General features: G+C 58.8%; 21 protein-coding genes. 5 read left to right on the plus strand and 16 right to left on the minus strand.

The annotated features are described in order from the left end of the window. Positions 1 to 151 precede the first annotated feature (151 nt). Positions 152 to 2,875, plus strand: coding sequence for a valine--tRNA ligase (gene valS / locus G5S47_RS05170; protein WP_219585228.1), 2,724 nt, complete (start codon positions 152 to 154; stop codon positions 2,873 to 2,875). Positions 2,876 to 3,369: 494 nt separating this feature from the next. Continuing rightward, complete coding sequence (locus tag G5S47_RS05175; protein ID WP_219585229.1) at positions 3,370 to 5,253, plus strand: AMP-dependent synthetase/ligase; 1,884 nt, start codon at positions 3,370 to 3,372, stop codon at positions 5,251 to 5,253. 87 nt (positions 5,254 to 5,340) lie between these two features. On the opposite strand, the gene G5S47_RS05180 is transcribed toward G5S47_RS05175, so the two are convergent. From G5S47_RS05180 to G5S47_RS05230, 11 genes are all read right to left on the minus strand, one after another. After that, the gene (locus G5S47_RS05180; protein ID WP_006681298.1) at positions 5,341 to 6,549 is read right to left on the minus strand and encodes an ABC transporter permease; all 1,209 of its coding nucleotides are present in this window, start codon (positions 6,547 to 6,549) and stop codon (positions 5,341 to 5,343) included. Next, entirely contained in the window at positions 6,539 to 7,237 is a 699-nt protein-coding gene (locus G5S47_RS05185) for an ABC transporter ATP-binding protein (protein ID WP_006681299.1), read from the minus strand. The genes G5S47_RS05180 and G5S47_RS05185 overlap by 11 nt, the downstream gene beginning before the upstream one ends. Continuing rightward, on the minus strand, positions 7,234 to 8,307 hold the full coding sequence (locus tag G5S47_RS05190) for a peptidoglycan-binding protein (protein WP_181002091.1): 1,074 nt from the start codon (positions 8,305 to 8,307) through the stop codon (positions 7,234 to 7,236). The genes G5S47_RS05185 and G5S47_RS05190 overlap by 4 nt, the downstream gene beginning before the upstream one ends. Beyond that, positions 8,304 to 8,780, minus strand: a complete 477-nt coding sequence (locus tag G5S47_RS05195; protein ID WP_219585230.1) for a hypothetical protein — start codon at positions 8,778 to 8,780, stop codon at positions 8,304 to 8,306. The genes G5S47_RS05190 and G5S47_RS05195 overlap by 4 nt, the downstream gene beginning before the upstream one ends. Positions 8,781 to 9,085: 305 nt before the next feature. Further along, positions 9,086 to 9,475: a chorismate mutase gene (locus G5S47_RS05200; RefSeq protein ID WP_006681302.1), complete on the minus strand. Its 390-nt coding sequence runs from the start codon at positions 9,473 to 9,475 to the stop codon at positions 9,086 to 9,088. 17 nt (positions 9,476 to 9,492) lie between these two features. Then, positions 9,493 to 10,749: an ATP-dependent Clp protease ATP-binding subunit ClpX gene (gene clpX, locus G5S47_RS05205; RefSeq protein ID WP_006681303.1), complete on the minus strand. Its 1,257-nt coding sequence runs from the start codon at positions 10,747 to 10,749 to the stop codon at positions 9,493 to 9,495. A 205-nt stretch (positions 10,750 to 10,954) separates the two neighbouring features. Further along, entirely contained in the window at positions 10,955 to 11,596 is a 642-nt protein-coding gene (locus tag G5S47_RS05210) for an ATP-dependent Clp protease proteolytic subunit (RefSeq protein ID WP_006681304.1), read from the minus strand. Continuing rightward, complete coding sequence (locus tag G5S47_RS05215) at positions 11,596 to 12,201, minus strand: ATP-dependent Clp protease proteolytic subunit (RefSeq protein WP_040318567.1); 606 nt, start codon at positions 12,199 to 12,201, stop codon at positions 11,596 to 11,598. The genes G5S47_RS05210 and G5S47_RS05215 overlap by 1 nt, the downstream gene beginning before the upstream one ends. A 224-nt stretch (positions 12,202 to 12,425) precedes the next feature. After that, entirely contained in the window at positions 12,426 to 13,739 is a 1,314-nt protein-coding gene (gene tig / locus G5S47_RS05220; RefSeq protein ID WP_006681306.1) for a trigger factor, read from the minus strand. A gap of 377 nt (positions 13,740 to 14,116) precedes the next feature. Continuing rightward, entirely contained in the window at positions 14,117 to 15,754 is a 1,638-nt protein-coding gene (locus tag G5S47_RS05225) for an MFS transporter (protein ID WP_219585231.1), read from the minus strand. Between the two features lie 294 nt (positions 15,755 to 16,048). Next, positions 16,049 to 16,417, minus strand: coding sequence for an antitoxin HicB (locus G5S47_RS05230; RefSeq protein ID WP_219585232.1), 369 nt, complete (start codon positions 16,415 to 16,417; stop codon positions 16,049 to 16,051). A gap of 581 nt (positions 16,418 to 16,998) precedes the next feature. Here G5S47_RS05230 and G5S47_RS05235 point away from each other — a divergent pair. The 3 genes from G5S47_RS05235 to G5S47_RS05245 are packed head-to-tail and all read left to right on the plus strand — an operon-like array spanning position 16,999 to position 17,962. Further along, the gene (locus G5S47_RS05235) at positions 16,999 to 17,247 is read left to right on the plus strand and encodes a DUF7675 family protein (protein ID WP_219585233.1); all 249 of its coding nucleotides are present in this window, start codon (positions 16,999 to 17,001) and stop codon (positions 17,245 to 17,247) included. A 7-nt stretch (positions 17,248 to 17,254) separates the two neighbouring features. Then, positions 17,255 to 17,509 carry an ADP-ribosyltransferase gene (locus G5S47_RS05240; RefSeq protein WP_219585871.1) on the plus strand — a complete coding sequence of 85 codons (255 nt, stop codon included), beginning with the start codon at positions 17,255 to 17,257 and terminating at the stop codon, positions 17,507 to 17,509. 9 nt (positions 17,510 to 17,518) lie between these two features. Further along, complete coding sequence (locus G5S47_RS05245) at positions 17,519 to 17,962, plus strand: hypothetical protein (protein WP_219585234.1); 444 nt, start codon at positions 17,519 to 17,521, stop codon at positions 17,960 to 17,962. A 365-nt stretch (positions 17,963 to 18,327) separates the two neighbouring features. Here G5S47_RS05245 and G5S47_RS05250 read toward each other — a convergent pair whose 3' ends face one another. The 5 genes from G5S47_RS05250 to G5S47_RS05270 all read right to left on the minus strand — a co-directional run bounded on the left by G5S47_RS05250 (position 18,328) and on the right by G5S47_RS05270 (position 24,184). Next, complete coding sequence (locus G5S47_RS05250) at positions 18,328 to 18,540, minus strand: helix-turn-helix transcriptional regulator (RefSeq protein WP_219585236.1); 213 nt, start codon at positions 18,538 to 18,540, stop codon at positions 18,328 to 18,330. Continuing rightward, complete coding sequence (locus G5S47_RS05255; RefSeq protein ID WP_179369785.1) at positions 18,537 to 18,701, minus strand: hypothetical protein; 165 nt, start codon at positions 18,699 to 18,701, stop codon at positions 18,537 to 18,539. Before G5S47_RS05255 ends, G5S47_RS05250 begins: the two co-directional genes overlap by 4 nt. Positions 18,702 to 19,598: 897 nt before the next feature. Beyond that, positions 19,599 to 20,159 (minus strand): SLATT domain-containing protein, encoded by a 561-nt coding sequence (locus G5S47_RS05260; RefSeq protein ID WP_219585237.1) that lies wholly within the window; start codon positions 20,157 to 20,159, stop codon positions 19,599 to 19,601. Continuing rightward, the gene (locus G5S47_RS05265; protein WP_219585239.1) at positions 20,134 to 21,024 is read right to left on the minus strand and encodes an SMODS domain-containing nucleotidyltransferase; all 891 of its coding nucleotides are present in this window, start codon (positions 21,022 to 21,024) and stop codon (positions 20,134 to 20,136) included. The genes G5S47_RS05260 and G5S47_RS05265 overlap by 26 nt, the downstream gene beginning before the upstream one ends. Further along, the gene (locus G5S47_RS05270) at positions 21,017 to 24,184 is read right to left on the minus strand and encodes a type I restriction endonuclease subunit R (RefSeq protein WP_219585241.1); all 3,168 of its coding nucleotides are present in this window, start codon (positions 24,182 to 24,184) and stop codon (positions 21,017 to 21,019) included. Before G5S47_RS05270 ends, G5S47_RS05265 begins: the two co-directional genes overlap by 8 nt. Positions 24,185 to 24,194: the final 10 nt, after the last annotated feature.

Consider the following 24,194-nt stretch of genomic DNA (forward strand, 5'->3'; position numbering starts at 1 on the left):
TGTTTCATTAACGAGGTTCCTCCCCGGGCCTCGTTGATTGATCACCAGGGGGCAAAGGTCGCGAATACCCGATGCGCACGTTTGGTTTTCCCCTTGAAACCCCACTACTCTAGTGGGGTACATGTCCACGACTCGGATGGAGAATATTGATATGGGTGGCCGTCTTTCGACCCCGACTTCTGTTGTAGCACCGACGGTTCCTGACCGTGTTGGCGCTGAAGGTTTGGAACACAAGTGGGGTGAGAGCTGGGAGAACGCAGGTACCTACGATTTCGATCGTACGGCAACGCGCGAGCAGGTGTACTCGATTGACACTCCGCCACCCACGGTTTCGGGTTCTCTTCACGTTGGACACGTGTTCTCGTACACCCACACTGACGTTATTGCGCGTTACCAGCGCATGATGGGTAAGTCCGTTTTCTACCCGATGGGTTGGGATGACAACGGTCTGCCGACTGAGCGTCGCGTGCAGAACTACTTTGGTGTTCGCGTTGATCCGACGCTCCCCTACGATCCTGACTTTGTTCCCCCACATGAGGGTGGCGAAGGTAAGTCGATCAAGGCTCGTGATCAGAAGCCGATTTCGCGTAAGAATTTCGTTGAGCTCTGCGAACGTCTGACGGTTGAAGATGAGGCTCAGTTCGAGGCGCTGTGGCGCTACCTTGGTCTGTCCGTGGATTGGAAGCAGCATTACCAGACGATCGGTAAGCGCGCCCGCAAGGTCGCTCAGGCTGCATTCCTCCGCAACTTGGCTCGCGGCGAGGCCTACCAGAGCGAGGCTCCCGGTCTTTGGGACATTACGTTCCAGACCGCTGTTGCTCAGGCTGAGCTTGAGTCGCGTGAGTACCCGGGTTTCTACCACCGTCTGGCGTTCCACCTCACAGATGCTGATGCTGCCGCGAAGGCTGTCGCTGCCGGTGCTCCCGTGGAGAACGGCGTGGATGTCTGCATCGAGACAACTCGTCCAGAGCTGCTCGGCGCGTGTGTCGCCCTTGTTGCTCACCCGGATGATGAGCGTTACAAGCCTTTGTTCGGAACGACCGTTGCCTCCCCCGTCTTCGGTGTTGAGGTTCCTGTTCTTCCTCATCCGCAGGCCGAGATGGATAAGGGCGCTGGTATCGCCATGTGCTGTACCTTCGGTGACACCACGGATATCGACTGGTGGCGTGACCTCGACCTTCCTCTGCGCGCGATCCTACGTAAGGACGGCCGTATCATCGCTGAAACGCCCAAGTGGATCACGTCCGCTGAAGGTATCGCAGCATTCGAGGCGATCGCCGGTAAGACGACGTTCTCCGCACGCGAGACCCTGGTTGCGATGCTCGCCGAGTCCGGCGAGATGCGCGGTGAGCCGACGAAGACGATGCGTCAGACGAACTTCTTCGAGAAGGGCGATAAGCCACTCGAAATCGTGACCTCGCGCCAGTGGTACATCCGTAACGGTGGCAAGCCGTGGACGAACCCGGCGTCGGGTAAGGATCTGAACGAAGAGCTGGTTGCTCGCGGTCGCGAGCTGGCATTCCACCCCGACTTCATGCGTGTACGCTACGAAAACTGGGTGACTGGCCTGAACAATGACTGGTTGGTTTCCCGCCAGCGTTTCTTCGGTGTTCCATTCCCGCTGTGGTACAAGGTGAACGAGGCCGGCGAGGTCGATTACAACCAGATCATTACGCCGGCCGAAGACGAACTGCCCGTCGATCCTTCGTCTGATGTTCCGACTGGATACACCGAAGCCCAGCGTGGCGTTGCCGGCGGTTTCGTGGGAGAACTGGACATCATGGACACGTGGGCAACGTCGTCCCTGTCCCCGCAGCTGGCATGTGGTTGGCTCGAGGACGAGGATCTGTTCAGCCGTACGTACCCGATGGATCTGCGCCCTCAGGGTCAGGACATCATTCGTACCTGGCTCTTCTCGACCGTTGTTCGCGCAAACCTCGAGTTCGGAGAACTTCCGTGGAAGCACGCTGGTATCTCGGGCTGGATCCTTGATCCGGATCATAAGAAGATGTCGAAGTCCAAGGGCAACGTGGTCACCCCGATGGGTCTGCTTGAAAAGTACGGTTCGGATGCGGTTCGCTACTGGGCAACGTCCGCTCGACTGGGCTTGGATGCGATCTTCGACGAAGCGCAGATGAAGATCGGTCGTCGTCTGGCAATCAAGGTTCTGAACGCTTCGAAATTTGCTCTGACCATGGGTGGTGAGGGCGCGGCGATCGATCTGGATCCGGCGCAGGTGACGGTGCCGCTGGATCGTTCGGTTCTGGCGACGCTGGCCTCCGTCATCGACGAGGCCTCGGCTGCTCTGGCGTCCTACGAGCACTCTCGCGCGCTCGAGGTCACGGAGTCGTTCTTCTGGACGTTCTGCGACGACTACCTGGAGCTGGTCAAGGAGCGCGCCTACAACCGTGATAGCGCGTGGGACGAGGCCTCGGCCGCATCCGCCCGTGCGGCTCTGGCGATCGTTATCGACAACGTCGTGCGTCTGCTCGCCCCCTACCTGCCGTACGTGACGGAAGAGGTGTGGAGCTGGTACCGCGAGGGCAGCGTGCACACCGCTCCGTGGCCGGTCGTAGCTGACCTGGCTGGCGTCGAGGGCAATCCCTCAGTGCTCGAAGCCGCGTCCTCTGCTCTGATCGCGCTGCGTCGCGTGAAGTCTGAAGCGAAGGTGTCGCCGCGTACGCCGTTCCTAGCGGTGACGGTGCGCGCCCCGCAGGCTCAGGTCGAGGCTCTGAAGTCCGTGAAGGGTGACCTGGAGGCCGCGTCAAAGGCCGTGGATGCCCTGACCGTGACCGCCTCCGATGACGCTGAGGCCACCGAGGCCGTCGTCGAGTCCTTCAAGCTGGGCGAGGCTCCTGCCAAACGCAAGGGCTGAGCGTTAGGCTGCTGGGGCCTCCGTGGGAAACCACGGAGGCCCCTCCTTTTACCCAGTATTGAAAGACGGGGCTAATGTCCGAAAGACACAGGTCTCAACAGCACTGATCTGCACGTTGACGACCTAGGGTGAAGCCATAGCACTCAAGAGGCTCAATGGGTTCCTGGCGGCCATCCCACACTCCGACAACCGCGCTCGGATGGTAGAGGTGGCGGACTGGGGTGTTCACAACTCCCCGGAACTGGAGCTACGCATCGCGTGGAACCAGCCGATGTTCACTCACCACAGCACGTATATCATTCGCGCTGAACTGGGATTGAATAGAACGAGCGATGCTCTCGCCTGATCCTGTCCCGCAAGGCTCGGCGACAGTTCAGAGAACTTCGACGCTCCCTCTCCCCCGTTCTACGGGCGCGTAGGATAGGGGGGGGAACAGTAGGAGCGCCGCTGGCCCCGTCCCGCAGCACACACCGCCCAGCGACCAGGGAGCAGACATGACCGCCGAAGAAACCCCGGCCTCGTCCAACGACGACACGACGACGCAGGCGCAGACGACCACCAAAGCCCTCGAGTGGCACGCCCCCGTCCTGGTGCGCATCGACGATCACACGACGATCCCCCACCTGCTGAAAGAGCGCGTGCAGCGCAGTGCCATCCGCCCCCTCATCCTGCGCAAAATCGGTATCGGCGACACGTGGCGTTCCATCACGGCGCGCGACTTCTACGATGAGGTGCACGCGCTCGCCGCTGGCCTCATCGCGCGGGGCCTCGAACCCGGCGACCGCGTCGCGATTATGAGCCACACCCGCTACGAGTGGACGCTCCTCGACTTCGCGTGCTGGGCGGCCGGCCTCGTCCCCGTGCCCATCTACGAGACCAGCTCCATCGACCAGGTCGCCCACGTCCTCGTCGACGCGGACGTCAACCTCATCATCACCGAAACCGTGTCCATGGCAGAGATCGTGCGCGCGGCAGCAGAGCGAGAAAACCGGGACAGCACCCACGTGCTCTCCCTAGACTCCGAGGCCATCGAGACCCTCATCGCGGAGGGCTCGGCCACCCCGCGCGAGCGCGTCCTCGCCCGCTCGGAGGCCCTCACCAAGGACGACATCGCAACCATCGTCTACACATCGGGCACGACGGGCACGCCCAAGGGCACAGTCCTGTCCCATGAGAACTTCACGAACCTATGCCTGAACGCCCACTCGTGGATGCCGGAGATTGCCGCCGGCAAGGACTCGCGCCTGCTCCTCTTCCTACCGCTGGCCCACGTGTTCGCGCGCTTCCTGCAGGTCTTCCAGATCAGTGGCAACGGCGTGCTTGGCCACGCCTCTAACATCAAGAACCTGCTGAACGACCTGGCATCTTTCAAGCCGACCTATCTCCTCGTCGTCCCGCGCGTCCTAGAAAAGATCTACAACTCGGCGGACACGAAGGCTTCCGGCCCCAAGCGCAAGATCTTCCGCTGGGCCGCCAAGATCGCGATCGCCTACTCGCGTGCCCTCGACACTGAGGAAGGCCCCAGCGCCTCCCTCAAGGCCCAGCACGCGCTGGCGAATAAGCTCGTCTACCAGCAGATCATCCGCCTGGTGGGCGGCAACGCAGACTACATCGTCTCGGGCGGCGCACCCCTGGCCACTTGGCTCGCCCACTTCTATCGCGGCGTCGGTATCCCCGTTCTAGAGGGCTACGGCCTGACAGAGACGGTCGGCCCGGTCTCTGTCAACACGCCCCACCTATCCAAGATCGGCACCGTAGGCCCGGCTCTGCCGCCCATGTCCTTCAAGATCAGCGACGAGGGTGAGATCCTACTCAAGGGCCCAAGCATCTTCCAGTACTACCACAACGACCCCGAAGCAACGACCGCCTGCTTCACCGAAGACGGCTGGTTCCGCACGGGCGACCTGGGGTCCCTGGACCGCGACGGCTACGTGTCCATCACGGGCCGCGCGAAAGAGATCATCGTGACGGCGGGTGGCAAGAACGTCGCCCCGGCTGTCCTCGAAAACCCGATGCGCTCCCACCCGCTCATCTCCCAGGTCCTGGTCGTGGGCGACCAGAGGCCGTTCATCGCCGCGCTTATCACGCTGGACGCGGAGATGCTGCCCGATTGGCTCGCCACCCATTCGCTGCCCCCGATGAGCGTGGCGGAGGCAGCCACGAACGTCGAGGTCCTGGCCTCCCTAGAGAAGGCGGTGGCCTCGGCGAATAAGCACGTCTCGCGCGCCGAGTCGATCCGCAAGATCAAGGTCCTCACGACCGACTTCACGGAGGCAAACGGCCTGCTCACACCCTCGCTCAAGGTCAAGCGCCTGAAGGCCACGCATCGCCTTGCCTCCGTCATCGACGAGATCTACGGCGGTCCCGTGCAAAACTGACCTGCTCATGAACAAAGCCGTGGCCGGCTCGCTCCCCTCTCGGTGTCGGGGTTGGCGAGTCGGCCACGGCTTTCTTATGTGGGCAACCTACTGCGAGGCGAGCGCCGCTGTGGGTGGCGTGCGGGCCGCTCGGATCGCGGGGTAGAGCCCGGCGACGGCGCCGATGAGGAGAGTGGAGCCGAGGCCTGCGGCGATCACCCACCAATGCAGAGTGGGCGGCCAGCCGTACGCGTAACACATGCCCCAGGTGACACCGGCGCCGATGAGGCATCCGGCGAGTCCTCCGAGGAAGGACAGCAGCAGGGCTTCGGCCAGGAACTGCACGGTGACGTGTCCCCGCTTGGCGCCGAGCGAGCGGCGCAGGCCAATCTCCTTGCGACGTTCCAGGACGGAAATGATCATCGTGTTGGCCACGCCGATGCCACCGACGAGCAGGGCGATCGAACCGACGCCGGCGAGCAGGGTCGTGAGCGTCTGGTCGGCCGCGTTTTGGGCGGCCAGTGCGTCGGAAGGGCGTGAGACCTTGAGGCCGGTGGCGCCCTGCGGGGCGAGCGTGGGTCCGAGGAGCTCGCGGACGTTCTCCACCTGGTCCTCGGAGGAGCGCTCATAGATCGTCGTGGGGGTCTTGCCTGCGCCGAAGTACGTGTCCGCGGCGGCAACGCCGATGAGGGCGGCGTTATCAAGTTCCTCGGCCAGGGGTGCTGGATCCATAATGCCCAAGACGGTGAACGACATGCCACCCAGCCACACCTGGGTGCCTGGCTCGACGACGCCGAGCAGCTGCGCGGCTTTCGAGCCCAGGACGACGCCCGGATACTTCGCGGTGGCATCGTTGAGCCACGTGCCCTTCTTCATGGTCCCGGATACGACATTCAGGAGGTTCGTGTCAGCCGCCATCGTGATGATGCCGCCGGTCGCGTTCGGGTCGGACAGGCGCGAGCGGTACACGGAGACGCCACTCAGCGTCGACGTCGAAGCCGCGTCGGTGACGCCCGGGATCATGAGAGTGCGGCCCACGGCGTCCTCGGGCAGGATGAGGTCCGTCCCCGACAGGTCAGCGCCGCTGCGCGCCGTCAGCATGTTGGTACCTAGCGCCCGCAGCTGCTCTTGCAGGCGGGCCTGCGAGGATGCGGAGACGCCGACGACGCCGACCATGGCCGCGATGCCGATCGCGATGCCCAGGGCCGAAAGGACGGCGCGCATAGGGCGAGCGCGTAGGCCCGTCAGGCCCAGGCGCGCGACGTCCGAGAGGCGCAGGGCGGAGCGACCGGTTTCTGAATTCTTCTCACTCTCCATGGCCACCTCCCGGGTGTGCGGAGTCGGAGACAATCTCGCCATCGCGGATGGCGATCTGCCTGGGCAGCGAGGCCGCCAGGTCGTTGTCGTGGGTGATCACGATGATGGTGGTGCCGGCCTCGTTGAGCTCGCGCAGGAGGGTGACGATGGACGCGCCCGAGCGCGAGTCGAGGTTGCCGGTGGGCTCGTCGGCCAGCAGCAGGGCCGGGTGCCCGATGATGGCACGAGCGATTGCGACGCGCTGGCGTTCACCGCCCGACATCTGGTGGGGCTTGTGGTCCATGCGGTGTCCGAGGCCCACGCGGGTCAGAGCCTCACGCGCGGCCTCGCGACGCTTGGCACGGGGCACGCCCCGATAGAGCAGTCCGTCTGCGACGTTGTCAAGGGCGCAGACGCCGGCCGTCAGGTGGAACTGCTGGAACACGAAACCGATCAGCGACGATCGCACTCCCGACAGCTCCGTGTCACGCAGGGAGGACACGTCTGTGCCGTTAATGCACACGCTGCCCGAGGTGGGGCGGTCGAGCGTTCCGATGAGGTTGAGCAGAGTGGATTTTCCGGAGCCGGACGGCCCGACGATGGCGACGAACTCTCCCTCGTCGACGGCCAGGGATACTCCGTTACAGGCATGCACGGGCGGGCTGCCGAAGGACCGGTGCACGTCGGTCAGTTGCAGGATGTGGCTCATCGGTTGGGCACCACCACGCGCTGGCCTTCGGCGATCTCGTCGCCGCTCACTTCGACGCGGTCTCCCGCGAACAGGCCGACGGTGACAGGGACCCGACGAATCTTGCCCGACTCATCCACGACCTCGACGCCGAACTGGTCGGCACTCAGGGCCACGAGCGCGCTGAGGGGCACAGACAGCACGTCCGTGCGAGTCTCGGAGGTCAGGCCCAGGGAGACCGAGGCCTCCTGGAGCCCTTCGAGGGCGGAGGTGTCATCGGGGGTGACGGTGATCGGAATAATTCGTTCCTTGGTCGTCTCCTCGGATCCCTCCTCGCTGGCTTTTTCGCGCGGGGGTTCGACCGAGGTAATCGTCCCGGTCGTCGTGGTGGTGGAGCCGGGCAGGCGCACGGTCACTGAGTTTCCGACGACGCCGAGAGCCTGGTCGGAGAGCTTCAGGTTCGCGGAGATGACTTGACGCGAGGAAGAGGCCGTGAACAGTTCCGTCTCCATCGTCGCGTTGTCGCCGACACGGGCCTTCAGGGCACCAATACGCAGGTCCTCAGGTGCAAAGAGGACGGTGCCCAGCGGCAGCGAGCCGGTCTGGGGTAAGTTGAGGGCCTTTTGCCACCTCTGGATCGCCACGGTCGTGTTCCAGTCGAAGTGGGCATCGGGGGTAGCCTCGAAATAGCCGAGCTCGGACAGCGCGGTCTCCAGCTGGGTGACATCCTCGCCGTTGTCCATGCCTGCCTCAAACGTGCGCCAGGCGGGGGTAGAGCCGTGGAGCAGATACGTGTTGTCGCCACCGACCGTGTACACGTGCGATCCCTGGGTGAGGGTCGTGCCGGGCGTGGGCAGGGAGGTGACAACGCCTTCGAAGGCGCTCTTGAGGGTGTAGGAGTCGGCGTAGTGGAGGTTTCCCTGGACGGTGGTCTCCCCCGCCAGGTCTCCCTTCGTAATGGTCTCCGTCGCACCGTCAAAGGACTGGGGGGCTTGGGCGTCTGTGTTGGTGCCCGAGCAGGCGGACAGGGTCAGCGCGCCGATCGCCAGGATCGCGAGTGCCGCGGGGCGCAGGGTTTGCGAACGCTTCACTTGGCGGCCCCTGACTGCTGGAAGCACTTGTTGAGCACATCCTCGGGGATGTCCTTGACGCTGATGCCTTCGCCCGCCTGCGGGTCCTTGACGTCATATCCGGCCTCACGCAGGCACTGCGCTGCCTTGACCATTGACTCGCGCGCTGCGGGGTCGTTCGCAATGTTGTCCTCGCCGGTCAAGCCGGAGACCTTCATCATGCACTCGTTGAGGGCAGAGTCGAAGGCGGTGGAGTGATCGTTGAGCTGATCGGGCGTCAGGCCCGTGTCAGGCACGTCGAAGCCCTTGTCACGCATGCACTGAGCAAACAGCAGATTCGGGTCGTTGCTGGCCGCGCTGGTGGCCGTTCCGCTCTGGCTCTTGGTGCTGGACGCGGACGAGGTGGACGAGCCGGTCGATCCGCATGCGCTGAGGACCGTAGCCAGGGTGACGGCGACGACGGCAAGAGCGCGCATCTGCGTGCGATTCTTCATCAAAAAACTCCTTGAGGACTGCTTATCGGCAATGGTTCTCACTGCCTGAATAGATTACAGTCCACAACCCTGAAAGCTGCCTGAAAACTATCGGGGAGCCTGCGCAGAATTTCATCAGACACCCCTGAGAGGGCAAAACGAGACGGGGGACGCTCGCACATCCACCGTCTCTCAACAGATTCTCTTCCTCGTCGGGTGCTTATACGGTCAGTCTTCGCCCCCTCGGAGTGAGCTGTGTTTTGCTCGAGGATGGACAGGATCTCTACGTGCTTGGCCTCACTCAAGGCAACCTACCCGAGTGCCCATCATCTCCCAACAATGCCATGCTTCGGTATTGAGTGGGCGCTCCCCTCGTCGTACTCGGCCTTGATGTCTTCGTGGTGGCGAATAACTTCCTTCACCATGAAGGCAAGGAACTTTTCAGCAAAGTCGGGGTCGAGGCCGGATTCTTCGGCGAGCGATCGCAGACGCGCAACCTGTCGTGCTTCACGTGCCGGGTCAGCCGGCGGAAGATCATGGAGAGCTTTGATGTGTCCGACTCGCTGGGTACAGCGGAAACGCTCAGCAAGAATATGGACGAGCGCAGCATCGATGTTGTCGATGGTTCCACGCGCGTCAGCCAGCTCGGCAGGGATGCCTGTTCCGATCAGGGCCTCTCCGGACGTGTGGGCGCTGATCTGTGTTTCTTCTGCCACTGGTTTTCCCATCCGGTTCAGGCGGTGCGAATCTGATGAGCGCGCTCGGCGTAGAGCTCAGGCTCACCTTCACCAAGAACGTACTCGCGCGTAATCACAACGCGCCCCACGTCGTCACGGCTGGGCAGCTCAAACATCAGGTCAGACAGTGTGTTCTCCATGATCGACGACAGGCCACGGGCACCGGTCTTACGCTCGTTCGCCAAGGCCGCGACCTCGAGCAACGCCTCGTGCGTGAACTCCAGATCAATGCCGTCAAGCTCGAAAAGATGCTGGTACTGGCGAACTAGGGAGTTCGTCGGCTCGGTCAGGACGCGGACGAGGTCTTCTTCGGTCAGTTCCTGCGTGGACGTCAGGATCGGCAGACGACCAATGAATTCTGGAATCATGCCGAACTTGTGCAGATCTTCCGGGGTGATCTCTTTGTACAGGTCACCCATTTCAGCAGCAGACTTCAGGTCTGAGCCAAAACCGGTGGAACGCTGACCCAAACGAGCCTTCACGATCTCTTCAATACCGGCGAAAGCCCCCGCTGCGATGAACAGGATGCCCGACGTGTCAATCTCAAGGAACTGCTGGTTCGGGTGCTTGCGTCCGCCCTGCGGCGGCACCGAAGCAACCGTGCCTTCAATAATCTTCAGCAGAGCCTGCTGGACACCTTCGCCGGAAACATCGCGTGTAATCGAGGCGTTCTCTCCTTTACGGCCAATCTTGTCGATTTCGTCGACGTAGATGATGCCCCGTTCAGCCTTTTTAATGTCACCATCCGCGGTCTGGATCAGACGAAGAAGAATATTCTCGACGTCCTCACCAACGTAGCCGGCTTCCGTCAGCGCAGTCGCGTCAACGATCGCGAAAGGAACGTCAAGCATACGCGCCAGCGAACGCGCCAAGTGAGTCTTGCCCGTACCCGTGGGGCCAAGCAACAGAATGTTCGACTTGGTCCCCTGCATATCTTCAGCATGCCCAGCGTCACGCGACTTCACACGCTTGTAGTGGTTGTAGACCGCGACAGACAGCGCACGCTTCGCACGATCCTGGCCGATCACCCACGAATTCAGGAAGTCGTTGATTTCAATTGGCTTCGGCAGGGGCAGTTCCGAGGTTTCTTCGGGAGCCTTGCCCAATTCCTCAGCGATGATTTCGTTGCAGAGGTCTATGCACTCGTCGCAGATGTAGACACCGGAACCGCCGATGAGCTTGCGCACCTGCTTCTGACTCTTTCCACAGAACGAGCACTTGAGCAGTTCAGCTCCGTCGGTCAGTCGAGCCACGTTAGCCCTCCATCGATCAAAATTCATCACTACCGCGCGCCACCGGGACGTCACACGTAGATATGTTGGTTGCCACCTAGGATTGGCGTGCAAACGCTTCCGTTCAGCGTGTCTTCAGCCTATGTGAGGACAGGTAAGTCCGCCATTCGGCGCGCCATTTTCTCCCCACAGCGTAGCCACCTTCACGCTAGTGAGCGCCAGCGTTTTAGCCCTTGCGGGACTGAAGAACCTGGTCGATCAGGCCGTATTCTTTCGCCTGGGGAGCGGTCAGGATCTTGTCGCGCTCGATGTCGCGACGAACCTGCTCAACCGGGGTGCCCGAGTGATGCGCGAGCGTATCTTCCAGCCACGCGCGCATACGGTCGATCTCGTCAGCAACGATCTGGATATCGGATGCCTGCCCCTGCATGCCTTCCATGGCCGGCTGGTGGATCAGAACACGAGCATTCGGCAGTGCCAGGCGCTTGCCCGGTGAACCGGCCGCCAGCAGAACGGCTGCAGCCGATGCGGCCTGACCAAGGCACACGGTCTGGATCTGCGGCTTAATGTACTGCATCGTGTCGTAGATTGCGGTCAGCGCGGTGAAGGAACCACCGGGGCTGTTGATGTACATGGTGATCAGCGAATCTGGATCCTGGCTTTCCAGAACCAGAAGCTGCGCCATCACGTCATCAGCAGACGCGTCATCAACCTGCACGCCGAGGAACACAATGCGATCCTCGAATAGCTTGGCGTAGGGGTCCTGGCGCTTAAAACCGTAAGCGGTGCGCTCTTCGAAATTCGGCAGAACATAGCGAGCCTGTGGCATCTGACGGGCGATACCTTCAAAGTACGGGGTGGTGCTCATCAGTTTTCTCCATCCTGGCCGAGCGTACTAATTTCCTGCGGGTTCACGATGACCTTGTCAACGAAGCCGTATTCCAGGGCCTCGTACGCCGAGAACCAATTGTCACGGTCCGCGTCCAGTTCGATCTGCTCAACGGACTTGCCGGTACGCTCAGCGGTGATCTCAGCGAGTTCCTTCTTCATCTTCAGAATCAGGTCCGCGTTAATACGAATCTCAGTGGCGCTACCACCGGCACCACCAAGAGGCTGGTGGAGCAGGACGCGAGTATGCGGGGTGATGAAGCGCTTGCCCGGCGCGCCTGCGGTCAGCAGGAACTGACCCATCGAAGCAGCCAAGCCCATTGCGACAGTGACGACATCAGGCTTGACGTACTGCATAGTGTCGTAAATTGCCATGCCTGCGGTCACCGACCCACCCGGGCTGTTGATGTACAGGTAGATGTCGCGGTCCGGATCTTCGGCGGCAAGCAGAAGCATCTGGGCGCAGATCGCGTTGGCGTTTTCATCACGGACCTCGCCGTTCAGCCAAATGATGCGTTCTGCAAGAAGTCGCTGGTACACGGAGTCGGACAGACCCATCGGCGATTGCACGCCGCCGCCTGCCATTACAGCCTGGTCGCTCACGAGGATTCTCCTTGGTCGAATAGATCCGCTTTCAGATCCCACTGGGTATAACTTATCGGTTTCACGCGGACAAGGCTCAGCCAATCCCCCTCTGTTCGCTGTAGGCGCAGTGCTCATAGCAGTATGAGGCCTCCCACATGCAATGTGGCCGGTACCCGAAAGTACCGGCCACATTCACTAGCGTGTGTTGCTAGCGCATGCTTGAATCAGGCTTCAGTGGTCTCTTCTGCCTCTTCAGCTTCTGCTTCTTCCTTTGCAACGTCGCCGAAGAACTCAGAGAGGTCAACGACCGTGCCTTCGGTGTCCTTGACGGTGACCTGACGCAGAGCCTCGATCATAGCCTTGGAACGTCCGAGGTCTGCGACAACTGCTGCCATCTGCTGCGAGGAGGAGAACAGCTGGTTGATGTCGATGCCGAGGTTCTGCGACATCTGGATCGCGTAGTCGATGAGTTCCTGCTGGGAAACCTGAACATCGAACTTCTTCGCGATTGCCTCGGAGAGGAGTTCAGAACGCAGTTCGCGCTCGACGGCCGCGCGCGCTTCCTTCTTTTCTTTCGGCTTGGCATCTTCGGAGACGCGGCGCGAAACCTCGTGCTCGATGACCTCTTCAGGAAGAAGAATCTCAACCTGTTCGAGGAGGTCGGTGATCAGGTTGTCGCGGGCCTGTAGCGCCTGCTGCGAGGTCTTTGACTGGCCGGCCTGCGTGCGCAGGTCTTCCATGAGCTCGTCGATGGTGTCGAATTCAGAAACCATCTGAGCGAAGTCGTCGTCCGCCTTCGGCAGTTCGCGCGCCTTCATGGACTTCACGGTGATGGTGATGTCTGCTTCTTCACCTTCGTGGTCGCCGCCCTTGAGGGTGGACGTGAAGGAAACCTCGTCGCCTGCCTTGGTGCCACGCAGAGCCTTGTCCTGACCATTGAGCATGTTGCCCGAGCCGATTTCGTAGGACACGTCTGCGACCGAGTCGACCTCTTCACCGTTGATGGTGGCAACCATGTCGATGGTTGCGTAATCGCCGGTCTTGGCCTTGCGGTTGATGGTCTTCAGAGTTGCGAAGCGAGAGCGGAGCTCGTCGAGTTCCTTCTGGACGTCTTCGTCGGTGACCTCGGTGGTGTCGACGGTGACAACGGTCTTCTCGTCGAATTCGGGGAGCTCGAAGTCCGGCACAACCGGGACCTCAGCGGTGAAGATCAGCTGTCCCCCCTGTTCGCCGGTGGTGTTCGGGATCTCGGTGACCTCGACCTGTGGCTGTTGCATCGGGCGGAGCGAATGCTCTGCGACTGCATCCGAGTAGTGACCCGGCAGGACCTCGTTGACGACCTGTTCGATGACGGCTGCGCGACCGAAACGCTGGTCGATGATGCGAGGTGGCACGTGGCCCTTACGGAAACCGGGGATGGAGACCTGCTGGGAGATATCCTTGTAGGCCTTGTTCATCTCATCGGACAGTTCCTCGTAGGGAACCTCAACGGTCAGGCGAACCTTGGTGGGTTCGAGAGTCTCAACGGTGCTCTTCACGTGCGTGCACTCCAAAACGTTTCAAATTTGCGGGAGCACCCAATTCGGGCGCATGACAACTCGCCTAGTTTACGACAGACCCGCGTCAATGTCCCTATCGAGACCAGGTTTATGGCTTAAATGCGCGCAACTCCACTAATCGAGGGCGACTCCACCTTCGAAGTTTCCAAGGAGTGATCCACAGACCAGTCATTCGGCAGTCGTGCGCAAACTCGAGGATCCCTAGGCTCTCACATACATAACCCCGACACTGCAGCTTTCGCCAGTGAAAGATCTGGGGTCTTCATCTCAGGCATACAGAAATTATCGCGAGGAGTATCCGCTGGGCGCGCCATTTCCCAGAAGGAGATCCACTCAATCCGTCTGCCTCGCCCTACTTAATCGCCAGAAGAAATCATGGACGCACGGCGTATGCGTAGTACACCGACGAGGCCGAGGACAAGGAAGAGGCTCGCGGCTAGGAGCGCCCAGCTTGTGGCATCGCTAAAGCCCCTCGTCAGTGCTTCCACGGTGAGAGCAGTTTGATCACCAAGGGCGCTGTGATCGCCTTGAGCTCGCAGTTGCGCGATCATGACGCCGGCGGACGAGCGCGTTGCCTCGGCAATGGAATCGAATGCCTCCCCTGTCAGTCCGGCGTCTTCAAGCGCTTGAGGAAGAGCCATCGAGAGCGAAACGGAGAGCATGGCCCCCGCAACAGCAGTTCCCAAAGCCGAACCAATCTGCCTGACCGTACTCTGTGTCGCCGATCCTTGACCGGAGAATTGAACAGGAATATCCCGAAGTACCGTGCCCGTCAACTGCGCTGATGCAAGACCGAGTCCAAGACCATAGACGGTCAGAGGCAGGCCAATCCCCCATCCCGGGGTCGTCGGGCTCACAAGAAGTGCGAGAACCAGAATGCCTACCACTTCCAGAGCCAGTCCGATCAATACTGTCGCCGGAGCGCCGAACCTCGCCGCAAGATGTCGCGCAGACGCACCCGACAAGAACGCACCAACTGCCATCGCCGCAAGGACGAGCCCCGCGCCCATGATGTCCAAGCCAAGTGCGTTGATGAGATACAGGGGAAGAACAAAAATGATCGCGAATTCTCCCACTGCAACCATTCCGGCAGTCACGTTCCCCCACGCAAAGGTCGGCAGAAGGAAGAGGTCCAGGCGAAGAAGAGCTGTGCGCTGAACCTTCTCACGATGGCGTTCCCACATCACGAAGAGAGCCAGCGCAATCACTGCGACTCCCAAGGCAACGGGGACGGGAGAAAGCGCAGCAGTTGTCGGCCAATCCCGCCCAAAGATGCTGAATTCACCCTTCGGAGTCCACCACCCAAGGTCAGGGCCCTCGATAACGGCGAAGACAAGAGCTCCGAAGCCAATCGCGCTGAGCATGGCTCCATCAACATCGATGCCGGGACGCCCACTCTTCCCCCGAGTATTCGGCACGGTAAACAGCGCGGCGACGAATACCAGCGCGCCAATCGGAAGGTTGACCAGGAAGATCCACGGCCACGAGGCCCACTGAGTCAGCGCTCCACCCGCAAGTGGCCCAACTGCGGCAGCGCCGGAAATAACGGCACCCCAGACACCGAATGCCGCCGCCCTATATCGACCACGGAATACCGCGTTTACCGTTGAAAGCGTCGAGGGCATGATGAAAGCCGCCCCCAATGCTTGGATCGCGCGCGACGAGATCAGAACCCCCGCGGTTTCGGATTGGGCAGCTAAGAGACTCCCCGCTACGAACACGACGATACCGATCAGGAATACTTTTTTACGCCCCCACCTATCAGCCAAGTTGCCCGTCGAAAGCAGAAGCGCTGCGAGCAGGACTGCATAGAGACTGTTTACCCATTGCGCGTCGGTGATATTCAGCTGCAAGTCCCCAATAATGACAGGGAGAGCAACTCCGACGATTGTGCCGTCAAGGACAATGAGCCCCAGACCGATGGAGAGAACTGCTAGAGCCATCCAGTCACGGCGCGTGGGTGCTACTTCAGAATTCTGGTTTACTGCGCTCATACTTCAATGACCTTTGACGTGGATCAACGAACGAATGCCATATACACAATTATTATGACACTCTGTCAGATACTTTGCTGAGCGAAACGCACATAAAAGAGGCAAAGCACCGAAGAGGGACAATCTCGCAGCGCTGAGGGCAAACTTTATCTGGCCAAAGAAGCGAAACCTTACCCGCGCCACCCCACCGTTCTAATACCACCAAGACAACGGCGGGCAGGTAGTCGCGTTGGGGTTACCTGCCCGCCCTGTTGACAGGTAGCAGGCCGGATACGGACTTGCGAGGGGCGGATGTTAGGAGTTGGCGAGTTGGCAGACGCGAGAGCGAGACAAGCCCATAATGTAGCTAATATCTGCCAGAGAATAGTTGGCGTCTTTCAGCGCTCGTATTGCTTTTCGGGACGCTACGGAGGCTACTTTGGCGGATTCTTCAGCTGTTTTAGATGCTTCGATGGATTGTTTTACTTGGGCGGATTGCTCTATCTCAGGGACGATAGTGATGTTCCAGGTGGAGTGATCGACGTTTTCTTCCATCGTGTCGAGGTAGTCGATTACTTGCTGGCGGGCTTTGGGAAGAGTGCGCACTTGTGTCCAGATGTCGTCCCCGTTCCACAGTTCCCAGCCACCGCTCCAGTGGCGGGCGGTGATGGTTATCGTGTTCATTTTGTGTTCCTTTTGCTTGCTTCGATCGTTTTGAACGCTTTGCGGGTCAGGCCCGGGGAGATTTCGCGGGTTTGGGTGATGGAAACGCTGAAAGACCCGTTTGACCATATTTCGTGATCGCCTTTGCCTTGGCGTGAAGTAAAGCCTGCCTCTTTGAGGAGTGTGGTCAGTTTATGGCATCAGGATCCGTAAAATCCTGACGAGTACTGGAGTCGAATCCTATTCAGAACGGCAATTCAATGATCTCAAGGCTGTTGGGAAGCTACTTGATCATGTGGAAACCGGCAAAAAGTACATCCTCGTAACTGGTAGACATGCTGCTCTAATCAGAAATACAGGAAGCAGATACGAATATTTGGAGCTACAAAGCCCCTATCCAGATCAAAACGGCTGGCATGAGCTCACAAAAGCAGAACTGCGAGAGCGTTTCGCCTGTAAAATGTCACATAGTTTCCGAGGTTTTAGGTACGAGGCTGACTCGACAATCGCGGAAATCACCACACTTGCACTCAGTGACGGAGACGCTGAACTGGTGGGCTACCTTAACACTGTGGAAACAGCGCAACGAAAGGGGTCGCTAGGTGCTGTTAAATGATGAGTTTGTCATCGACGATCCTGAAGTTGCTGATCCTCATGTGTGGACTGTAGGGCGCGTCTGTGAAGATGGGTCTTTTGAGATAGGTTCCCTGTATGTCACGTTCGATAAGAAGACAGTGTTGAACCTGTGGACGGACTACCCGCAAAAGTTCACTCCAGAGCAGATTCAGATCCTGCGGGAAGAACAACCATACTGGTATAAGTTCTTCCTGCCGAGGCTAGAAGAAGCTTGAGGGCTCTATTCAGACGCAGCACCAATACACATCGACATCAGTCGGGCAGAAAGCCGTTTACGACCACAAGCCGGTGCAGATTCATTTCAGCGTTCCCCAAGGAACTCGGGCGGTCAATCCGATGCGGATTGGTCAATACGGTGCATCTGAGCGCGAAATCATTCTCCACCGCGGCCTGAAATACAGAATCGATCACGTGCAAAACGATGAAATGGCAGGCCAGATTCACGTCTTTGCTACGATTCTCGAGGAAAAAGAGTAGAACAACGCCATGGAACCGCAGAAGAAGAAGCCACTCTCGAATGAGGAGCTGAACAGGCTCGTCGAAGAATCCGGCTGGATCGACGGCGAGTGGCATTCTGCCGCTGCGGCAAGTCCCGCCGGCGAATCGTCCCTCCCGGAGGGCCGCTACCCATGCATGCTCTTCCTCGTCGACGAGACGCCAGTCTCATGGGTCGACCTGATCCGCGATGGCAAGGTCGTCGCCATGCTCGCCTGGTACGGAGACCCCGTCACCTACATCGACCCGGACTGGATCAGCCTCAGCACGCGCGATGATGAGCTCCAGCACTACATGGACGAACTCGGGATCCGCGGACTCACCATGACCGAGGCGCGCGACCACATCCTGGAGATCTGGGAGCACACCGAGATCCGCACAGGCACCCTCGGAGAGTGCAACGCGATCTACGAAGAACGGCTGAATAAGCTGTAGAAGCCCAAGCGCTAACAGCACCAACACCTTCAACACACAGAGAGAACCCCGAAGCCACTGAGGCTCCGGGGTTTCTTCATGCCAAGGTTAGAAGAAGCCTGAGCGACCAGAAGCTCACAAGCTACTCCCAACCCCTGTCACCCGTTAGTGGTGCCGGGGTTTTCTTATACCCAAGTTTTCCCTGACCACTGGGGTTCAGTGGGTTCATTATGGCCGACGGGCCTTGTACGGAGAGGACACACTTGGCAGACCAGCAGACCGAGCTATTCCCGATGGATTGATGAATTCACCACTTCCCGCGGCCTGTCGTCAGTGCCCCTCACAATCCGCACGGGAAAGTGAGGGCGGTTTTTGCGTATCTGCCATCAATTGGTTGTCTTTGACCAGTTGCCGCGTCCTGGGCGACGAGCGTTCCACTCGTCGATTGTTTCTACTTTCCAGCCCATTGTGCGCCTGCCTTCGAGTCCGATGTACACGTCGGGCTCTGGAAGCGTGTAGCGCCCTAGAGTGCCTACTTGTACGCCAATACGGCGGGCAAGGTCAGAGCGAGACAGGTAGACGGGTGTCTGGTCTGTCATTTCTTGTTCCTTCCCATGATGAATGCAATCAGGTAGATGACCCATGCGACGACAAGCAACGTGCCTGCGATTGCTGCGTAGACCGCATACCCTTCAACGGCAAGCCAGACGATGACGCATGCGAGAGCGAGCGAGATCAGGATGTCCTTGATGTTGTTCATGTTGTGTGGTGGAATTTTTCGTAGGGCCGGTGACCCGGAGTTGTTAGTGGCATCTCCGGGCCATCGGTCTTATTTGCGGTTGTTCTTCGATGCTTTGACCATCTTGGCGCTTGCCTTGATGATTTCAGCGATCCCGACGAGGATTGCCAGTAATTCCTACGAAATCCGTTTCCTTCACCTCCTTCCTACACCTCCTTAATACCACACTAGCAAAGTGTTAGCAAATAAAAAGAGGATAGAAGCAAGAAAATGACTAGAACTTAAAACTCTCCCCCAGCTTCCGCGCGTTCGGCTTCCTCAGCTTCCTTCCGACGCTTACGACGATCAGCGGGTGTGATATACACCCCACGAATCATCTCTGATTTCGCAATCGCCATCGCGTTTTGGGCGTCCTTCAGGTTGGAATATGAGCCGATTAGGTACCGTTTGCCCTCAAAACTGAAGCGGACGCGGTATTTTCCTCAGTATTTCTCGATTCCACGCGGTAAATGCGGCATTTCAGCTCCGTTGGTTGTGCCTGGTATCAATTTCAGTGGCTCTTGGTATCAGGCGGGCTTGATACCAAGATGATACCAATTTCAGGCACCTAAACGGCTCTAAACGGCTTTCACTCTCCCCCACACCACCCCACCACAAACGGCGCGATAGCAACAAAAACCCCCGATCCTCAACGAAAACCGGGGGTTATCAGATACTTAGACGTCGAAAATGATAAAAGCCGCGTGAGTTCCTGAACCCCTTTTGACCAGTGGTTTTATCGCGTTTAGGGCTGTTTGCTGCCGTGCTGGAGTCTCGGCGATCTGGCGCTTGTGGCTGTTGCGTTCGTTGGGTTGGCGCGCATTTCCGGCTGAGGGGGCCTGCCGGTGGGCTTGCGTTAGCGGGTATCTGGCGAGGGGGTTATTTCTGTAGTCCTTCTGGGAGCAGCTTGTTCAGCTCGTCTCGGGTGAACTCTTTGAGTCCATCTTCTTTCAGGCGCTTCTGGGCTTCCTTGAAACTCTTGTTATCGGTGCGGTCGATACTGCTGTAGATCTCTGCAGTTTCATCTATCAGGGCGTTGCGGCGTTCACGAATCGTAGACGTATCGAGGTCGTTGAAATCAACGAGTAATGACTGGTATTTGCGTACCAGCAGCCATAGCTGATCGCCCGCTTTGCGATGCCGTGCGATCTTCGCGCCAATCTCGAGGCGGAAGCTATACGAGTTAACAAAGAGCAGGATGAAGGTAGAGACTGCTGTGATGGCGTTGATCCATATTTGTTGAGTGAAGAAGAAGCCCACCAGTCCAGCAGCTGACATCGCAGACAGTGTGATCTGAATGATCTTGATGATTTGCTCACTTCTGGCTAGTCGGCTGCGCTGTTCTTCCTGAGTAGCGTGGGAATAGACCACACTGCCGTACTCGTGTTCAATCTGGGAATAAAGGCGGTCACGTTCAGGACTCTGGGAATTTGTCACCATAGATCAGTCTCCACGTTGATACTGCGTCAGGATTATCGGTGCGGGCAGCGCTGCGACTGGCATCCGCATAGATTTTGAGGAGTTCGAGCTCGGTTCTATTGAAACGCACGTCTATGCGCCTGCGACTACCAGGAGCTTCGATCCAACCGTTCCGGTTGAATTCGCTGACCCAGTAGGCAAAGAAATCACGTGTGTGCCAATCAAAATACAGGAAAGGATCCTTGTCGGCGTTCTCGCTGGTTAACCAATATTCATAGGCCATCGCGTCAATGGCTTGTCCAGGAAGCTGTAGATCGCTTTTGATATTCCAAGCGCGTAGCATTCTGCAGAACTTTTTCAATCCTCCTGGTTTCGCGCTGGAAAGCTCAGCAAAGGCGCGTGATTCAAGTTCTGGCTTCATGTGCTGCCAGCTACCGCCATTGTGAGTATCGGGGTAGGCAAGAGTTTGGTAGCCATCAGAGAAGACTGGAACAACTTCGAACTTCACGCCATCACTGAACCCAACGACGATGACTTGGCCGTCGCCGCGTAATTTCGTTGTCGGGTACGTTTGCTGGAGGCTTTCTTTCACTCGCTGGAGTAAGCGTGAAGGCCCATTGCTCCCAAGCAGCGTCTGCATCCAATACGTTTCGTAGACGTCGCTTGGTAGTTCGACGAGTATGTCGATGTCGCTGGTGGAGATGGCGGTTCCTCGCCCGTAGGACCCTGCATACCGCGAGTGTTGGGTATCGGAGTTGATGCCCCAGAAGTCCATATTGAGTCTTCGAGTGATTGTACGGTATCGAAGCCTCACTGATTCCACCGTCGACGGTGACATGCGCAGGTTCGCTTCGAATCGACGGAAGAGCGAATGAACATCAGTCATCCTCAGGCTCCTCGCTGTCTGGGGCATTTTTCACTTCCAGGTCATCTTGTGCATCGTTGATGCGGTAGTAGACGAGGTCGCTGATCTCGCGGATGATTTGTTCACGGTTGGCGGCGCTGGAGAAGAAGTAGTCCATAATCTTGGATTGGTCTTCTTGGTGGCTGACTACTGCGTCTTCAACTGCCCGTTCGAGGTCGCGTGATTCGCGGAACTGTTCGCAGGTGTTGGCGTAGGCTTGTTGGCGGATGCCTTCTTGGTCAACGAGGATCGTGACGACGCCTTGGACCCAACTGTCAACGGCGTTGGGGCTGAAGTCAACGCCTTCGAATAGTTTGTTGATTTTGTCGATGACTTCTTGCATCTTGACCATGTTCGGGTCGTGCACCATGCCCGCACCAACGCCCATGGGTTTGAGTTTCTTCTCCTCGCCCAAGGCAATGGAGACGTCTCCAGATCGTGCGTTCTTGATGAGGGTCAGTTCCATCGTGGAGAAATCGAGTTCTTCAACGCTTTTCTTGCCCGTCAGGCGTGGAAGTAACAGGCGCAGGAAGAGTGCGAGTTTTTCCAAGATGGTGTCTTGGTAGTCAACGATCTGGGACAGGAAGTCATAGGTTCGCACGTAGGAAGCGACGTCCTTCTTAAACAGGTCTAGCTCGTCGACTTGGGTTTTGTCGTGGGCTTGGATGGCAAGACGGTAACGATCGTTGAACCGATCGGCTGCTGCCTTCAAAGGCCCAGTGTGCTTACCGTGGGTTGCTCCTTGAGTCAGGAACGCCTGCGCGAAGTCATCGACTTCTTCGGGAAGATAGATGCCCGCGTTGTCGAGCTTGTAGCGCAGGTCGTGGATGATGTCAGGGTCGGTGGGTTGGGTGATCTCGGCGGTGCGATAGTACGGCAGGAAGGATTGCCGGATCTCCTCGGGATCATTGACGAAGTCGAGTACGTAGGTGGCGACTTTTTCGATATCACCTGAGCGGAACATCCGATTCAACCGAGACAAGGTTTGCACAGCGGTGATGCCTGAAAGACGTTTATCCACATACATCGCTGACAGCAGTGGCTGGTCGAAACCAGTCTGATACTTGTTGGCCACGATCAACACATCGTACTCGTCGGTGGCAAACGCATTGGGTAGACTCCGCCCACGCAGCCCTTGGTTCAGAGAGATCTCCGTGTAGGGCGGTTCGGTGTGGGAGAAGGCCACGCCCGGCACTTGCGTTTCTCTGACCGAGCCTGAGAAAGCAACCAACGTCGCCATCGGATAATCACGTTTAGCAATGTAGGCGTCCATCGCCTCCTTGTACTTGATCGCCGCCGGGCGTGAGGAGGTAACCACCATCGCTTTGGCATGCCCATCAAGGAGATGGGCAGCGTTGGCACGGAAATGCTCGATGATGATCTGCACCTTCTGGGCAATATTCGTCGGATGTAACGACACCCACCGCATCAAGCCCTTCGTCGCCGTAGTCTCATCGACGAGCATGTCATCTTCGTTCGTGTCCCAATCCTTCTGAGCAACCTGGAAGGCGGTGTCATACGTGGTGTAGTTCCGCAAAACATCAAGAATGAAGCGTTCCTCGATGGCCTGCTGCATCGTATATACATGGAACGCCTGCGGGATTCCGTCAGCATCCTTACGGCCGAACAGCTCTAACGTTTTCGCCTTCGGTGTGGCAGTGAACGCAAAGAAGGACAAGTTCTCAGTGTGAGCCCGAGCAGTCATCTCCGCAGCCAACATATCCTCCGTGGACACCTCGGCGCCTTCTTCGACTTCGGCTGCTTCTGAAGCCGTGAGCACAGCCCGCAGCTTCTGCGACACCCTTCCCGTCTGTGAAGAATGCGCCTCATCGGCGATAATCGCAAAATTTCTGCCAGCTAATCCGGCCGTATCCGCGATCGCGGAAAGCACAAACGGGAACGTCTGCATCGTCACGATCACGATCTGTTTATTCGACAACAACGCATCCGCAAGCAGTGCAGACTTCGAGGACTCGCCAGCCTTACGCACCTCATCAACATTGATCGACGCAACTGTTCCGCGCGTGCCCTCAATCCCAGTGATCGCCTGCTGGAGCTGATCATCCAACACGGTACGATCCGTGACCACCACCACCGTATTGAACACCTTCTGGTTGTGATCATCGTGAAGTTTCGCCAACCCGTGAGTCAACCACGCGATCGAGTTCGTCTTACCCGAACCAGCAGAATGCTGAACCAAATAACGATGCCCAGGACCCTCCTCACGTGCAGCTGCCAGCAAGCTCGTGACCAACTCCCATTGATGGAAACGCGGGAACAACAGTTTCGTCGACGTATTCTTCTCCCCGGTGATCGGGTCGAAGGACGTCTCGACGCTCGAGTGCATGAAGCTGCCCAGGATCGCCAACCAGGCATCGCGCTGCAGCACTCGTTCCCACAAGTACGAAGTCGCCGCGCCGTTCGGGTTCACCGGGTTTCCGGCACCACCATCACGGCCAAGGTTGAATGGCAAGAAGCCCGTGGATGAGCCCGCGAGCTTGGTGGTCATCCGGACCTCGTCGGTGGAGACCGCAAAATGCACCAGGCACCGGTTGCCGAACCCCAGCAGCTTCTCGCCCTTGGGCTGGCGGTCCTGCTTGTACTGGCGCACCGCATCATCGACGCTCTGCTGATCGTCGGTCTTCAACTCTAGCGTCGCTACCGCCAGCCCATTGACGAACAACACCAAGTCGATCGAATCCTGTGGCTTCGTACGCGAATAGTGCACCTGACGCACTACCCGCAGACGGTTGGCACGGTAGGCCGCCCACGACTCCGGATTCAACGTGGTGGCCGGGCGGAACGCACACATCTCGAACTTCGCAGGAGTCTTCCTGAACCCGCGCCGCAGCACCGCCAACGTGCCGCCACCCACCTCCAGTGGGCGATCCAACTCGGCAGCCAGACGCTGCAATAATAAATTTCGCTGCTCCTGTTGCTTGGTCGCGCTGGCAGCCGGATCGACGACCTTTGCCAGCTCCTGCGGCTGGGTCTCTTCCAGCCAGGCCAGCACATCCGCCGGATACATGGCCAGATCCTTATCATAGCCGTGCGCGTCTCCAGTACCGTCGTACAGCCAGCCGTGGGAGCCGAGGTACGCACAGATCTCGTCCTCGAACGCCTTCTCGTGTTCAATACCCATGATCTTCTGC

The sequence above is a fragment of the Schaalia turicensis genome, assembly GCF_019380255.1.
GTDB classification, from domain to species: domain Bacteria; phylum Actinomycetota; class Actinomycetes; order Actinomycetales; family Actinomycetaceae; genus Pauljensenia; species Pauljensenia turicensis_A.

What these genes read in the sequence shown, in the direction of transcription:
- G5S47_RS05250 (WP_219585236.1), bottom strand. Translation starts at nt 18,540, where the DNA reads ATGACAGACCAGACACCCGTCTACCTGTCTCGCTCTGACCTTGCCCGC.
- G5S47_RS05210 (WP_006681304.1), bottom strand. Translation starts at nt 11,596, where the DNA reads ATGAGCACCACCCCGTACTTTGAAGGTATCGCCCGTCAGATGCCACAG.
- valS (WP_219585228.1), top strand. Translation starts at nt 152, where the DNA reads ATGGGTGGCCGTCTTTCGACCCCGACTTCTGTTGTAGCACCGACGGTT.
- G5S47_RS05255 (WP_179369785.1), bottom strand. Translation starts at nt 18,701, where the DNA reads ATGAACAACATCAAGGACATCCTGATCTCGCTCGCTCTCGCATGCGTC.
- G5S47_RS05215 (WP_040318567.1), bottom strand. Translation starts at nt 12,201, where the DNA reads ATGGCAGGCGGCGGCGTGCAATCGCCGATGGGTCTGTCCGACTCCGTG.
- G5S47_RS05175 (WP_219585229.1), top strand. Translation starts at nt 3,370, where the DNA reads ATGACCGCCGAAGAAACCCCGGCCTCGTCCAACGACGACACGACGACG.
- G5S47_RS05265 (WP_219585239.1), bottom strand. Translation starts at nt 21,024, where the DNA reads ATGACTGATGTTCATTCGCTCTTCCGTCGATTCGAAGCGAACCTGCGC.
- G5S47_RS05230 (WP_219585232.1), bottom strand. Translation starts at nt 16,417, where the DNA reads ATGAACACGATAACCATCACCGCCCGCCACTGGAGCGGTGGCTGGGAA.
- G5S47_RS05225 (WP_219585231.1), bottom strand. Translation starts at nt 15,754, where the DNA reads ATGAGCGCAGTAAACCAGAATTCTGAAGTAGCACCCACGCGCCGTGAC.
- G5S47_RS05185 (WP_006681299.1), bottom strand. Translation starts at nt 7,237, where the DNA reads ATGAGCCACATCCTGCAACTGACCGACGTGCACCGGTCCTTCGGCAGC.
- G5S47_RS05270 (WP_219585241.1), bottom strand. Translation starts at nt 24,184, where the DNA reads ATGGGTATTGAACACGAGAAGGCGTTCGAGGACGAGATCTGTGCGTAC.
- G5S47_RS05180 (WP_006681298.1), bottom strand. Translation starts at nt 6,549, where the DNA reads ATGGAGAGTGAGAAGAATTCAGAAACCGGTCGCTCCGCCCTGCGCCTC.
- G5S47_RS05260 (WP_219585237.1), bottom strand. Translation starts at nt 20,159, where the DNA reads ATGGTGACAAATTCCCAGAGTCCTGAACGTGACCGCCTTTATTCCCAG.
- G5S47_RS05195 (WP_219585230.1), bottom strand. Translation starts at nt 8,780, where the DNA reads ATGAAGAATCGCACGCAGATGCGCGCTCTTGCCGTCGTCGCCGTCACC.
- G5S47_RS05245 (WP_219585234.1), top strand. Translation starts at nt 17,519, where the DNA reads ATGGAACCGCAGAAGAAGAAGCCACTCTCGAATGAGGAGCTGAACAGG.